Source organism: Rhizobium sp. NLR22b (assembly GCF_019685295.1).
In the GTDB taxonomy this organism is placed as follows: Bacteria; Pseudomonadota; Alphaproteobacteria; order Rhizobiales; family Rhizobiaceae; genus Rhizobium.
Genome location: NZ_JABDWM010000002.1, coordinates 70,602 through 83,578, shown reverse-complemented (window position 1 = coordinate 83,578; position 12,977 = coordinate 70,602). Strand labels below are relative to the sequence as shown.

9 protein-coding genes and 1 pseudogene are annotated in these 12,977 nt (G+C 61.3%); 6 read left to right on the top strand and 4 right to left on the bottom strand.

Features of this window, described 5'->3' with window-relative positions:
- The first annotated feature begins 25 nt into the window (after positions 1 to 25).
- Entirely contained in the window at positions 26 to 1,219 is a 1,194-nt protein-coding gene (locus HJC00_RS04100) for an acyltransferase (RefSeq protein WP_210632490.1), read from the top strand.
- A 5-nt stretch (positions 1,220 to 1,224) separates the two neighbouring features.
- Here the strand turns inward: HJC00_RS04100 and HJC00_RS04095 are convergent, their stop codons facing one another.
- From HJC00_RS04095 to HJC00_RS04085, 3 genes are all read right to left on the bottom strand, one after another.
- The gene (locus HJC00_RS04095; RefSeq protein ID WP_221123085.1) at positions 1,225 to 3,153 is read right to left on the bottom strand and encodes a PAS domain-containing sensor histidine kinase; all 1,929 of its coding nucleotides are present in this window, start codon (positions 3,151 to 3,153) and stop codon (positions 1,225 to 1,227) included.
- Positions 3,154 to 3,221: 68 nt separating this feature from the next.
- A complete protein-coding gene (locus HJC00_RS04090; protein ID WP_221153273.1) occupies positions 3,222 to 4,628 on the bottom strand; it encodes an FAD/NAD(P)-binding protein in 1,407 nt (468 codons plus the stop codon).
- Between the two features lie 351 nt (positions 4,629 to 4,979).
- On the bottom strand, positions 4,980 to 5,876 hold the full coding sequence (locus tag HJC00_RS04085) for a LysR family transcriptional regulator (RefSeq protein ID WP_221144816.1): 897 nt from the start codon (positions 5,874 to 5,876) through the stop codon (positions 4,980 to 4,982).
- A gap of 114 nt (positions 5,877 to 5,990) precedes the next feature.
- Between HJC00_RS04085 and HJC00_RS04080 the strand changes: the two genes are divergently transcribed.
- The 4 genes and pseudogenes from HJC00_RS04080 (at position 5,991) to HJC00_RS04065 (ending at position 9,723) form a co-directional block, all read left to right on the top strand.
- A complete protein-coding gene (locus tag HJC00_RS04080; protein ID WP_210632487.1) occupies positions 5,991 to 7,073 on the top strand; it encodes a 4-oxalomesaconate tautomerase in 1,083 nt (360 codons plus the stop codon).
- A gap of 48 nt (positions 7,074 to 7,121) precedes the next feature.
- Positions 7,122 to 8,123, top strand: a complete 1,002-nt coding sequence (locus HJC00_RS04075; protein WP_210632486.1) for an ABC transporter substrate-binding protein — start codon at positions 7,122 to 7,124, stop codon at positions 8,121 to 8,123.
- Positions 8,124 to 8,135: 12 nt separating this feature from the next.
- Positions 8,136 to 8,966 (top strand): annotated as a pseudogene (locus HJC00_RS04070) (ABC transporter ATP-binding protein).
- Positions 8,950 to 9,723 carry an ABC transporter permease gene (locus tag HJC00_RS04065; RefSeq protein ID WP_210632645.1) on the top strand — a complete coding sequence of 258 codons (774 nt, stop codon included), beginning with the start codon at positions 8,950 to 8,952 and terminating at the stop codon, positions 9,721 to 9,723. The pseudogene HJC00_RS04070 and the gene HJC00_RS04065 overlap by 17 nt, the downstream one beginning before the upstream one ends.
- Positions 9,724 to 10,079: 356 nt before the next feature.
- Here the strand turns inward: HJC00_RS04065 and HJC00_RS04060 are convergent, their stop codons facing one another.
- A complete protein-coding gene (locus HJC00_RS04060; protein WP_210632484.1) occupies positions 10,080 to 10,697 on the bottom strand; it encodes a flavodoxin family protein in 618 nt (205 codons plus the stop codon).
- Positions 10,698 to 10,971: 274 nt separating this feature from the next.
- Here HJC00_RS04060 and HJC00_RS04055 point away from each other — a divergent pair, with 274 nt between their 5' ends.
- Positions 10,972 to 12,780 (top strand): ABC transporter ATP-binding protein, encoded by a 1,809-nt coding sequence (locus HJC00_RS04055; RefSeq protein ID WP_210632644.1) that lies wholly within the window; start codon positions 10,972 to 10,974, stop codon positions 12,778 to 12,780.
- The last annotated feature ends 197 nt before the right edge of the window (positions 12,781 to 12,977 follow it).

Below are 12,977 nucleotides of genomic sequence, written 5' to 3'. Positions count from 1 at the left end.
TCAACAGAACATTTCAAAGTTGCACATGAGCCGGCCGGATTACATCCCCAGTCTCGATGGTCTGCGCGGTGTCGCCGCGCTTCTGGTCGTGCAGGCGCATATCGGGCTCATCTTTCCGAATACAGCCTTGCGTAACATGACGATGGGCAGCGAAGCCGTTGGCCTGTTCTTCGCCCTCAGCGGCTTTCTGATGGCCCATCTCTATGGCGCGCGGCCGGTGACCAGAGAAAATGTCCTGGATTTTCTGGTGAGCCGCTTTGCCCGTATCTATCCGGTCTATCTGGTTGCCGTCCTGCTCGTGGCAATGCTGTCGAGCACGCAAGATCTCAATTTCGTTCAGCCGATCACCGGCGGCACGGAATTTCTCCGCCACGTCTTTCTTCTAGGCTCAAGCGGCGTTTTCTGGTCAATTCCACCCGAAATTCAATTCTATCTGTTCTTCCCGATCCTTTGGCTCTGCTTGACCTGCCCGCAGCGCTATAGCGGTGGGATCGCAGGTTTGGCGGTGCTGGTCGTGGTGGATGGTCTGCTTGAGCTGCCGGGACCAGGCATACTGCTTCTTTCCAAGCTCCCCTATTTTCTGTTCGGCGCCCTTGCCGGGGCGATGCATCCCCACTGGGATAGGTGGACGCCATCCCCCCTCACGGGCGCTTTCACCCTGTTCCTTCTGGCGGTGTTCTTCACCTACAGGCATGTCTTGCCTGATTTCTCCCCTGAATTCTGGAGCCTGCAAAGCGCGGCCGCCGCAGCCATAATCGTGGCGCTGGTCGCTCGACAGCCTCCCATCGCAGCCCATGTCCTGGCAGCGCCACCCGTGCGGTTCTTCGGCGCGATCAGCTTTTCGCTCTATCTTTTCCACGTCCCCATCATGTTCCTTGTAGGCCGGGCTTTCGAGGCTCTGATGCCGGAACCGGCGCTCATCCTGGTGGCGCTTTTTGTTGCGGCGGCAGGAGCATGGTTCATTCATGAGACGATAGAAGTTCCGAGCCGACGCCTGCTCGTCGGCTTGTGGCAGCATCATCGGTGGCGCGCAGCCGCGCGGGAAACTCCGGCTGAGACGATCGAACAGGCGATCGTCGACCTGCAAGAGACCGAAAAGCGCCTGCTGGACGGCGCAACTCCGGGCGCGACGGGTAAACAGCAAGTTCCGACGACCTCTGAACTCGGAGCCGGCCGCACTGCCCTTCAGGATAATGGTGACGAGAAGCTTCGCGCCTAGAGCGGTCAACAAGCGATCCGGCTGATCGCTTCGGCAAGCTGCGCCTGCGAGAAGGGCTTGCCCAGGCGGGGCAGATTGGCGGCGCCGTCGCCGTCGGGCAGATCGGCGTAACCGGTGGCGAGAATGATCGGCATCTCAGGCCACTCGCTGCGGATCGCCTCGGCGAGTTGCGCTCCCGTCATCCGCGGCATGGCATGATCGCAGATGACCAGATCGACCTGCTCTTTGCGCAGAATGTCGAGCGCCTCTGGACCGGCCATGGCCTCGAAAACGGTGTGGCCGAGATCCTCCAGCATCAGCGTCGTATTCATCAGGACCAGCCCGTCATCATCGACGGCGACGATGCGCAGCCCCTGCGGCGGGTTATCCGGTTTTTGCGGCGTGTCGGCCGGTGCTTCGGCAGTCTGCTCGGCAATGACGACAGGAAACCATAGCTCGGCCGTCGTGCCTTCGCCCAGCGTGCTCTTGAGGAGGAGCCGGCCGCCGGACTGGCTTGCGAGACCCTGCACCATGGAAAGGCCGAGGCCGGTGCCCTTACCGACACCCTTGGTGGTGAAGAACGGTGTGACCGCCTGCTCCAGCGTCTTCGCATCCATGCCCTCGCCTTCATCGATCACTGCTATTCTTATATAGCGGCCGGCCGACAGTGGCCCCTTGCCTGCGGTTATCGTTTCCTCGGACGCGCGAAGCACGATGCGGCCGCCGGAAGGCATGGCGTCGCGCGCGTTGACAACGAGATTGAGGATCGCCATCTCCAGCTGGTTGGGGTCGGTGAGGATTGTCGGCAGCCTGATCGGGAAGGAAGTCTCGATCGTGGTGAGGGGGCCGAGCGACCGGCTCAGAATGTCCATCATGCCGCGCACCAGGCCCGAGACGTCGATCGGCTCTATGTGCAGCTCCTGCCGGCGGGAAAAGGCAAGCATGCGCTGCGTCAAGGCAGCACCCCGCTGGGCGCCCTGCATGGCATTGTCGACCAGCGAAGTCAGCGAGCGGTCCTGTGGCATGCGCTTCTTCAGGAGTTCGAGACTGCCGAGCACGGCCATCAGCAGATTGTTGAAATCATGGGCGATGCCGCCGGTCAATTGGCCGATCGCCTCCATCTTCTGCGATTGGAAAAGCTCTTCGCGCGCCTGCTCCAACGCCCGCTGCGTTTCCATCTTTTCGGTGATGTCGCGGGTGATCTTGGCGAAACCGAGCACTTCGCCATCTTCGTCGCGGATAGCGTCGACGACGACGCTGCCCCAGAAACGGCTGCCATCCTTGCGGACACGCCAGCCTTCCCTTTCGAACCGGCCTTCGGCGCGCGCGACGCGGAGCGCCTTCTCCGGCAGGCCGGCCGCGCGATCCTCGGGCGTATAGAAGGTCGAGAAATGCCGGCCGATGATTTCATCAGGCCGATAACCCTTGATGCGCTCGGCGCCGAAATTCCAGCTGCTGACATTGCCGTCGGGATCGAGCATGTAGATCGCATAGTCCGAAACGCCCTGAACCAGACGGCGAAACTGCTCCTCGCTCTGGCGGATCGCGTGTTCGGCGGCCCTGCGTTCGGTCAGATCGCGGGTGATCTTGGCAAAGCCGACCAGTTCGCCGGAGGGGTGGCGGATCGGATCGATGACCACATGCGCCCAGAAGCGGCTGCCGTCCTTGCGCCGGCGCCAGCCCTCCCCCTCATACCGGCCCTCTTCCATCGCCGTGGCGAGCGCGCGCTCGGGGATACCCGCGGCGCGATCCTCATCCACATAGAAACGGGAAAAATGCTCGCCGAGAATCTCCGAAGGTTTGTAGCCTTTGAAACGTTGAGCGCCGGTATTCCAGCTGGTGACGATGCCTTCCGGGCTCAGCATGTAGATGGCGTAGTCGGTGATGGCATCGACCAGAAGACGAAAGCGCCCCTCTTCGTCAAGAGACGTATCATGTCGATCCAGCACTTCCATCTGCCCCTCTCGGTTACCAGCGCTCATAACGCGGCATCAGGCAGAAGGTTCCAAAATATCACACTTTTTCACACCGCCCTGACCTGCGGATGGAACCGCTCACCGATACGCTCGGCGGCTGCATAAGCCTGCGAGACGATCTCCGGCACGAGATCGATATCGGGCAGGCTGCCGAGGCCGAGCGGGCCGACGGCAAAAAGTCCGGCGACCGTCGAGCCGTCCTCCAGGAAAGGCTCGCCGCGCGCATTGACTGCCAGTCCGAGCGAAAGTTCGTCCGGCATGGCGAGGCCGGCGGAAAACAGGCTCTGCATCAGCGGCGCGGAAAGATCCGGCGCCCGGCAGCGGCAGTCGATGATGCGCTCGGCATGGATGACCTCCTCGACAGAGGAGCCGGCCGGCGTGAAGAACAGACCGCTCAGGCCCCGGCGGCCGGCCCGGCCGCGGCGCAGCACCGTGCGGCCTTCGGCAAGCTCGCGTTTCAGGCGCAGGTGCATGGCCTCCGGCAGGCGATTGCGGTGACTGTCGTAGATTGCCCGCAAATGGCGGTTGAACTGATGTTTGTCGCGGGCCGGCAGCGATCTCCACAGGGAGCGGGCATGTTTCCTCAGCCCGTTCATCACCGATTGCCAGCTTCGCCCCTCCTCTTCCGCCTCGCGACAGGCCTGGCGGATGAAGCGCACGATGTCGGGCAGGCTCTCCGGCAGCGCTTCGGCCGGAAACACCGGATCGGCGGAATTCGGCGTATGGCTCTGGGGCAGGAAGCCGCGCCGCGAAATGATCGTCACCTGGCCGGCAAAACCGGAATCGCGCAGCTGCAGCAACTGATCGACGACGCGAATGCCGCTGCCGAGCAACACGGCATGCGGCCGCGCGACAAGGCGCTGAGCCCTGACCGGCGAAGGATCCGGCTCGCCGGCGTCCGGTTCACCCAGGCCGTAGCCGGTGGCGAGAATCACGGTATCGAACAGCGGATTGGCCGGATTGGCGCTTTCGAGCAGGAAGCGGTTGCCATGGCTCCGGCGGATCGCCACCACAGGATCGTTGCAGACCTGGACGGTGATGTCCCGGCGTGCGGCGAGCGCTTCCGAAAAGCGCTGATAGACGTAATCGCTGAAGATCTCCTTCGGCACGAAGATCTGCCGGAAACCGGGAATGGCGGCCGGTACGGCAGCGCGGAAAGCGGCGTTGCTACAGAGCCAGTCGTTGAAATCGTCGCTGTCGCCGACCGAAACCGAGAGATCACGCACGCGGGTGTTGAGGATCGTCGAGGCGCGGGCGGCGGCCAGCGCCTGGCCGCCACTGACCGACGAATTCGGATCGAACAACTGCAGATGGAAAGGTGCGCGCAGCGTCTTCATCAGCGCAATGGCCGTCATCATTCCGGAGAAGCCGCGCCCGACGATCGCAATGCGCGGCACGGCTGAGATCTGCGCCGCCGCCTTGGCCCTTCCGGAAAAAAGTCCCTGAACCGTCATCGCAACTCCTTTGCGCTTCATTCGCAGCCTGGGCTCGATCGAGGTTTCAACGCATAAACAGCGGCTTACGCGTTGATGAGGGTTACGCGGCCATTCGCGCCGCAGCTCGGGCCTCACCGGGGCCCCCCAAGAAAACGAGGGCATGATCCCTCGCCATAGTCTATTAAACTAGTCGTGTATGAAAGCGCCAAAAACCGGAAGTGGCAAGAGGTTTGTTAGACACGCGATTAAGTCATTGATACCGCAGAAGATTTTTGATTTCTCCCGAAGTGGCCATGCCGCTGCCTTCGCCGCGGTCGTGCTTGCCAAGTCTGATCGGCCTGCTCGGACGGTCCTGAAGGCACCGTTCAATCAGGCTCCCCATACGCCTATCAACATCTTGAGAAACCGCTCCGCCGCAGGCGACAACGTGCCGCCGCGGCGGCGAACCACACCGATCGTTCGAGATATCTCGGGGTTGCGAATAGGGCGGGTGATCAGGAACGGATGATCTTCTCGCGGGGTTGCCATTCGAGGCAGCACCGAAATCCCAAGGCCCGCCTCCACCAGCCCAAGGGAGGTAGACAGATGAGTTACCTCATAGAACCAGCGCAGCTTAATGTTCGATTTTGCCAGTGCCGCGTCGAGCAGCGTTCTGTTGCCGCTCGACCGATGAACGGTGATCACGTGATAAGGCTCTAACTCCGCCCACTCGACCCATTGTTTTGCTGCAAGAGGATGATCCTTGCGCGCTGCAAGTACGAATGGGTCTTCCGCAAGCCGCTCGAAGGTAAGGTCCGGGTCGGAGGTGCCCATGATATTGATTCCGAATTCCACTTCCCCGCTTGCCACGGCTTGAAGCCCGTCGGTGGCAGGCAGATCGAGGATACGAAAGCGGATGTTCGGATATTCTTCATTGAACTGGCGAATGACCGTAGGCAGGAAGTAGAATGCCGCGGTTGGAAGACATGCGATAGTCACCAACCCCCCTCGATTGGCTCCAACGTCACGCACAGCAAAGAGGGAGCCATCGAACTCCTCCAGCATGCGTCGGACGAGGGGCACCAGTTCCGTCCCGAGGGCCGTCGCTGACACATGCCTGGTTGTGCGTTCCAGAAGCGGTGCCCCGATGGCCTGCTCCAGTTTTTGAATGCGGCGGCTCAACGCAGGCTGCGACATATGCAGGGCATCGGCCGCGCGATTGAAGCTCTCCAGTTCTACGACGCTCAGGAAGGCTCTTAGGTCGAGGATCTCACAATTAATGCTCATTTCGCATCAATCCTTCAAATCTTAGCATTTTACAAATAAAAAATTCTTCCAATAATCGGATCAAACAACGCCGATTGATACGGTGATGGCATAATTCCGGCGAAAGCACAACCGATGAACGATCTGATGGCTATTCCCTGCGTTCTGATGAGAGGAGGCACCTCGAAAGGCCCTTTCTTCCTCGCCAGGGATCTTCCCGCGGACACCGACCAGCGTGACAAGATTCTGCTGTCGATCATGGGCTCGGGTCATCCGTTGCAAATCGACGGAATTGGCGGGGGCAACCCGGTTACCAGCAAGGTCGCCATCATCGGACCTGCCAGCGTTCCCAGCGCAGACGTGGATTATCTCTTTGCCCAGGTGCGAGTCGACCAACAGATCGTCGATACCTCGCCGAACTGCGGCAACATGCTCGCCGCAGTTGGCCCGTTTGCCATCGAGGCTGGACTGGTTCCGGTGCGTGGAGAGACGACGCTCGTTCGGATCCATAACGTCAACACCAGCAAGCTGATCGAGGCCGAAGTTCCCACTCCGAATGGCAGCGTCTCCTATCTCGGTGAAGCTGCAATCGACGGAGTGCCCGGGCGCGCCGCGCCAATTGCGCTTACTTTCATGGACGCAGCCGGAGCTCGTACCGGACGGCTCTTTCCCACCGGCAAAGCCATCGACCTGATCGGCGGCGTGGCTGTCACCTGCATCGACTGCGCCATGCCGATGATCCTGATCGAGGCAGTTTCGATCGGCGCAACCGGGCTGGAATCGGCAGCCGAACTCAATGCTGACAGGGAATTGCTGGAACGGCTGGAAGAGCTGCGGATTGCGGCTGGCGAACGAATGGGCCTTGGAAACGTGCGCAACCAGGTAACGCCAAAGCCGGTGCTCATATCGCGGCCAAAGGCCGGAGGCGACCTCAGCGTACGTTATTTCATGCCGCATCAATGTCATCCGTCGCTGGCAACCACGGGCGCCGTCGGAATTGCCACAGCCTGCATCACCAAGGATACGGTCGCTTCGCTTCTGATCGGCCGGAGGGCCCCTCCGCTTGTTCTTTCCATCGAGCACCCCAGCGGCCACCTGGACGTCAAGCTGTATGAACGGGACGGCAAGACCGTCGCCGGAATCCTTCGCACCGCCCGCCGGCTGTTCGAGGGACATGTGCTAGCAAAACCTGTCACGCAACTGGGTTGCGCGGCATAATAGCTCTGGCCGCCAGGAGGGCGCCAACAACAGGAGGAGAATATCATCATGCGCAAGCTTATGCTCGCCCTCGCGGCAACCGTCGCGCTCGCCGGCTCCGCACTTGCGGATCCGGTCCGTATCAGCGTCGGCTCTTACAACCTCAATAATCTTCCGTTTCCCGTCGCCCAGGGGCTTGGCCTTTATGAAAAGGAAGGGCTGGAGGTGACCGTAGAAAATTTTGCGTCGGGCGGTTCTAAGACGCTTCAGGCGCTTGTTGCCGGCTCAACCGACATCGCCGTCGGCTTCTACGATCATACGATCCAGATGCAATCGCAGAAGAAGGCCGTCGTCGCCTTCGTACAGCTCGCCCGCAATTCAGGGCTCGTATTGGCTGGCGGCAAGGGCAGCAAATTCGATCCGGCAAAGCCGGAAACGATCAAAGGCGCAAAAATCGGTATCACCTCGCCGGGTTCGTCCTCCGATTTCTTTGTTCGCTATTACCTGCAGCGCAACGGCTTGTCCGCAAGCGACGTGTCGCTGATCGGTGTTGGCTCCGGCTCTTCCGCCGTCGCAGCGCTCGAACAGCAGAAGGTCGACCTGCTCGTCAACTACGATCCGGCTGCGACGTTCATCGAAGCCAAGGGCGTCGGCAAGATCCTGATCGATGGGCGCAGCGACGACGGTGCCAGAGCGATCTATGGCGGGATTTACCCGACCTCCGTCCTCTATGCCACGCAAAGTTATATCGAGGAAAATCCCGAGACGATCCAGAAGGTCACCAATGCGACGGTCAAAGCGCTCGAATGGATGAACAGCCACTCCGCGGAAGAAATCGTGGAGAAGCTCCCGAAGGAGTTCATTTCCGGCGATCGTGACACCTACGTCAAGGCGGTCGAGAACGCCAAGGCGATCTTCTCGAAGGACGGGCGCATTAACGAGGAGGACATCAAGATCCCGCTCGCCGTCCTGAAGAGCTTTAACGACAAAGTCGCCGCGGGTGAAATCGACCTAGCGAAAACCTACACGAACGAGTTCGTCGGCAAGGTCCCGAACGCCGCTGCCAACTGATAGGAGGAGGTCATGGAATTGGCCGTCGTGAAAACTGCACCCCCGACCAACCGTCCGGATCATTCGAAGCCGATGGTTTCCATCGACGCAATCACCATGTCCTTCGGTGCTTATGTGGCGGTGCAGGAGGTTAATCTAAGCGTCTCCGATGGCGAATTCCTGGCCATCGTCGGACCGACTGGATGCGGCAAAAGCACCATACTTAACGCAATTGCCGGTCTTCTGAAGCCTGCCAGCGGCACTGTTTCCATCGACGGTCAGCCGGTCCGCGGGGTCCAGACCGATATAGGTTACCTGTTCCAACAGGACGCACTGCTTCCGTAGAAGACCGCAATCGAGAACGTGGAACTCGGTCCCATGTTCAAGGGTGTCGGAGCTGCCGAACGTCGGGAGCACTCGATGAGATGGCTGGCGAAGGTCGGATTGAAGGGGTTCGAGCATCGATATCCGCATCAACTTTCCGGCGGCCAGCGCAAGCGTGTGCAGATGGCACAGGCATTGATCACCGGCCCCAAGGTGATCCTGATGGACGAGCCTTTCTCCGCGCTCGATATCCATACCCGCCACCTGATGCAGAACGAGCTGCTGCGGCTTTGGCAGGAGGAACGGCGCGCAGTGGTGATGATAACGCACGACCTCGAGGAGGCGATCGCCCTTGGCGATCGGGTCGTCGTGCTTGCCGCCGGACCGCGCTCGCGCGTCATCGACAGCTTCCCCGTCAACCTCGAACGCCCGCGTGATGTCGCCGAAATCAAGCTCGATCCGCGCTTCCTGGATCTCTATCGCAACATCTGGTCATCGCTGCGCGGTGAAGTGGAGAAAAGCTATGAACGTCATGACTGAACGCCTCATTCAAATCGTGCTGCTCGTGGCAATTGTCGGCGGCTGGCAGCTCGGTGTCGCGGCAGGCGTCATAGACGTCTTCTTTTTCCCGGCTCCTCTCGACATCTTCGACCAGGTCTTATCCTGGGTGGCCGACGTCGACTTCTACAGCCACGTCGCCATCACGCTGACAGAAACCGTGCTCGGCTACCTCGTCGGAACGGCACTCGGCGTCGCCGCAGGCGTGTGGCTTGGTCTCAGCCGTTCGGCTGCGCGCATTCTCGACCCCTTCATCAAGGGGCTGAACGCAATACCGCGCGTCGTGCTCGCGCCGATCTTCGTGCTCTGGCTCGGCCTTGGGCTGTGGTCCAAGGTGGCGCTCGCCGTGACGTTGGTATTCTTCGTGACGTTCTTCAACGCGATGCAAGGCGTGCGCGAAGTCAACCCGGTGGTGCTGTCGAACGCCCGCATTTTGGGCGGCAATCGGAGGGACCTGCTTCGCCATGTCTATTTCCCGGCAGCGGCGAGCTGGATTCTGTCGTCGTTGCGTACTTCGGTGGGCTTCGCCGTTGTGGGGGCCATCATCGGCGAGTATCTCGGCTCTTCCGCCGGGCTCGGTTATCTGATCGCTCAGGCCGAAGGCAATTTTGATGCGGTCGGCGTCTTCGCGGGCATCCTGATCCTCGCGATCTTTGTCTTGATCATCGACAGCATTCTGGACATCGCCGAGAAGCATCTCATCAAGTGGCGAACAAGTGCTTCTGAACGGCCGGCGTGACGATCGTCGCGGCAACCGAAAGAACTACCGGCACGCGTTCTCCCTTACACAAGAAAGGGAGAACGCAAGCGTTCTGAGCGAGAGGACTTCGAACGAAACGTAATATTCGCCGTTGCCTTGTCGACGAGATAGATCATCCGATCGGTCGGACACACAAAAAGTCCCTGAACCGTCATCGCAACTCCTTTGCGGCTTCATCCGCACCTGGGGTTGATCGAAGTTTCAACGCATAAACGGCCGGTCACGCGTCGATGAAGGTAGGTCATGCGGCAATTCTCCCTGGCAAGAGCTTTATTGCCGAATCGATCTAACGCGTTAAACTGAATGCATATTTGAAGCGCTGCCCGCGATTGGCCTCAGCCGCCCTCGCCCGGATATGGCTTCGCCTTCAACAGACCTGCCAAATGCGCCGTGTTGCGGGCCAACATGTTGACGGCCTTGGTCACGACCTTCGGCACCTTGTCGAGATCGACGAAATTGGTTGAACCCATCGCTACTCCGACCCAGTAGGCGACGGCATTGGCCGGAATGGTGAAACCGACATCATTGAGCGCCTGGTAGAGTTCGGCCGAGATATGATGGGCGCCGTCCTCGTTGCCGACGACGGCAACGGCTGCCACCCTGCCGTAAGACACCATACGGCCCTGATCGTCTGTCTCGTCGAGGAAGGCGTCCATGCGCTCGAGCGCCCGCTTGCAGACGCTGGACGGCTGGCCGAGCCAGATCGGCGTCGCCATCAGCAGGATATCGGCGTCGAGCAGCTTTGCGCGAATATCCGGCCAGTCGTCGCCGGCGCCCTCGTCCGAGCTCACGCCCGGCTTGACGTTGAAATCGGCAAGGCGGAGCACTTCGGTCACGACGCCGTATTCGGACATCGCCTTGTCGATGAGAGCGATCATCCGGTCGGTCGATGACGGATCCTTGGCGTCGCTGGTCTTCAGCGTCGCGTTGAGAGCAAGGGCTTTCAGCGGCATGGGTCTCTCCGTAACGGGCGCCTCTCGGGCCTTGCTGCTGCAACCCACCCGCGCGCCGATAGTTCCCGAGAGGGATGCGTGAGGGCCTCACGCAAAAATAACCAGTTGGTGAATTCTTTACTTGAACGCCCAGTTGGAATCGGCAAAAATGACGGTGCTATCAATCCCTTCATGGATTTGCCGTCTTTTCGGGCCAGCGTCCGAGCACCACATCTATTGGAAAAATACCGTGAGCAGCGATGCGTCAACACGCGCGACGAAGCCTTCGGCTTCGATGGCGCTTGCAACTGCGGCAGGCTGGGGCCGAGGCCTCTATACACTGGTGCGCATCACCGTGATGGCCTTCCGCCATCCCTGGCAGGCCGGCTTGGCGATTGGCGCCACCCTCATCGCCTCCACCTTCCAGCTGATGATCCCCCGCCTTCTTGGCCGGGCGGTCGACCACACGCAGATGGCGATGGGCGGCGGTGCGGCCGGCCAGGCGGCGCAAGACGCGCTTCTGACCACGGCGTTGCTATTGCTCGGCGCCAGCGTGCTGCGCGGTCTCTTCACCATGGTGCAGAACTATTTCAGCGAATCCGTCGGTCACCACATGGGCTACGAGCTGCGCCTGGCCTGCTACGAGAAAATCCAGCGCCTCTCCTTCAGCTTTCACGATACGGTCCATTCCGGCGACCTGATCACCGTCGGCCTGCTCGATCTCGAGGGCGTGCGCATGTATTTTTCCACCGCGCTGGTCCGCATGGTCCTGCTGTCGATCCTGATCGGCATCGGCGCCTATATGCTGCTGTCGACAGATGTCGTGCTCGGGCTGCTGGCGCTCTCCTTCGTGCCCTTCGTCGGTTGGCGCTCCTCGGTGACGCAGCTCAGGCTGCGGGCCACCTGGCTCGACCTCCAGGAGCGGCTGTCGGTGCTGACCCGGATCATGGAGGAGAATCTCGGCGGCATTCGCGTCGTGCGGGCCTTTGCCGCCCAGGAACACGAACTGTCGAAGTTCGAGGCCGCCTCGAAGAACGCGCTGGCGCTTGCGCATCAGCGGGTCGGCATCCGCGTCGTCAACACCAGCGCCATGACCTTCTCCTTCTTCGCCGCCATGGGCCTCGTGCTCTGGGTCGGCGGCGGCAAGGTCATGTCGGGCGAGATCACCGTCGGCACGCTCGCCTCGTTCCTGACCTTCATGACCATCCTGCAGATGCCGGTGCGCCAGCTCGGCCTGATGGTCAATGCCTTTGCCCGCGCCTCCACCTGCGGCTCGCGGCTCTTTGCTCTGCTCGACCTCGACATCGCGATCAAGGATGCGCCGGACGCGACGGATTTGGCGGTGACGGAGGGCGTGCTGCGCTTCGAGAATGTCAGCTTCGCCTATCCCGGCTCGGAAAAGCGCACCGTGCTCCATGATGTCTCCCTTGAAGCCAGGCGCGGCCAGACGATCGGCATCGTCGGCCCTCCCGGCAGCGGCAAGTCGACCATCGCCCATCTGATCCCGCGCTTCTACGATGTCAGCGGCGGCAGGATTACCATCGACGGCCAGGACATCCGCAAGGCGACACTGCAGTCGCTGCGCCGGGCTGTCGCCGTCGTGCAGCAGGATTCCTTCCTGTTCACGACGACGATCGAGAACAACATCGCCTATGGCGACCCCTGGGCCAAGGAAAGCCGCATCGAACGCGCCAGCGAAAGCGCTCAACTGCACAATTACGTGCTCGGCCTTCCCACCGGTTACGGCACCGTCGTCGGCGAGCGCGGCGTGTCGCTCTCCGGCGGACAGCGCCAACGTCTTTCGATCGCCCGCGCCCTGATGCTGAAGCCGGCGGTGATGGTGTTCGACGATTCGACGGCGGCAATCGACGCGGCCACCGAGCAGCGCATCCGCAGCGCCATGCGCCGCTACGCCGCCGACCGGGTGACCATCATCGTTGCCCATCGCCTGAGCTCGCTTATGCATGCCGACCTGATCCTGTTCGTCGAAGACGGACGGATCGTCGAGCGCGGCACGCATCAGGCGCTGCTTTCGCTCGGCGGGCGCTACAAGGCGCTCTACGATCTGCAGGTGCGGCCGGGCGACGAGGTGTTGAGCGCGTGATGAGATGCCTCTCTTCTCCCCACTGGGGAGAAGTGCCGAGCAAAGCGAGGCGAAGAGGGCGAGGAGCGACAGCGACGAGTGCCCTGAGCGGAAGCGAAGGGCAAAGAGGGCGTGCCGTGCGGCCCCCCCCTCCGCCCTTCGGGCACCGTCCTTCGGACCCCCCGCTGGGGAGAAGGGGACACGCAATGAACGTGCTG

Bases quoted from the DNA above. Each gene is read 5' to 3' on its own strand.
- HJC00_RS04100 (WP_210632490.1), top strand. From the start codon at position 26: ATGAGCCGGCCGGATTACATCCCCAGTCTCGATGGTCTGCGCGGTGTC.
- HJC00_RS04095 (WP_221123085.1), bottom strand. From the start codon at position 3,153: ATGGAAGTGCTGGATCGACATGATACGTCTCTTGACGAAGAGGGGCGC.
- HJC00_RS04090 (WP_221153273.1), bottom strand. From the start codon at position 4,628: ATGACGGTTCAGGGACTTTTTTCCGGAAGGGCCAAGGCGGCGGCGCAG.
- HJC00_RS04085 (WP_221144816.1), bottom strand. From the start codon at position 5,876: ATGAGCATTAATTGTGAGATCCTCGACCTAAGAGCCTTCCTGAGCGTC.
- HJC00_RS04080 (WP_210632487.1), top strand. From the start codon at position 5,991: ATGAACGATCTGATGGCTATTCCCTGCGTTCTGATGAGAGGAGGCACC.
- HJC00_RS04075 (WP_210632486.1), top strand. From the start codon at position 7,122: ATGCGCAAGCTTATGCTCGCCCTCGCGGCAACCGTCGCGCTCGCCGGC.
- HJC00_RS04065 (WP_210632645.1), top strand. From the start codon at position 8,950: ATGAACGTCATGACTGAACGCCTCATTCAAATCGTGCTGCTCGTGGCA.
- HJC00_RS04060 (WP_210632484.1), bottom strand. From the start codon at position 10,697: ATGCCGCTGAAAGCCCTTGCTCTCAACGCGACGCTGAAGACCAGCGAC.
- HJC00_RS04055 (WP_210632644.1), top strand. From the start codon at position 10,972: ATGGCGCTTGCAACTGCGGCAGGCTGGGGCCGAGGCCTCTATACACTG.